The sequence below is a fragment of the Pseudomonas sp. HY2-MNA-CIBAN-0224 genome, assembly GCF_040310285.1.
GTDB lineage: Bacteria > Pseudomonadota > Gammaproteobacteria > Pseudomonadales > Pseudomonadaceae > Aquipseudomonas > Aquipseudomonas helleri.
Map to the genome: position 1 here is coordinate 1 of NZ_JBEOPQ010000890.1, position 238 is coordinate 238.

Genomic DNA, 238 nt, shown 5'->3' on the forward strand with positions numbered 1-238 from the left:
CAACTCGGTGGTCAAATTCAAACTCAAACCGACGGTGCTATAAGCAGAAAAGCACTCAAAAACCACTTTAATCAAATCCAGCTCAGGTTGATCATAACTGATGAGCGTCACCCCAGTCCCAATGACCAATAACGACAGCCACATGATAGAAAAGGCACGACGAATCGAAATCTCAGCGATTTCCCGTTTGAAGACTTCTACTCTCGTCTGCCCACGCGCCAAACTCAAGGTATTTAAT

1 protein-coding gene is annotated in these 238 nt (G+C 45.0%); it reads right to left on the minus strand.

Annotated elements, in window-relative coordinates; all coding sequences use genetic code 11:
* On the minus strand, positions 1–238 hold a 238-nt coding region (locus tag AAEZ03_RS28815; protein WP_350583419.1), incomplete at both ends, for a potassium transporter TrkG.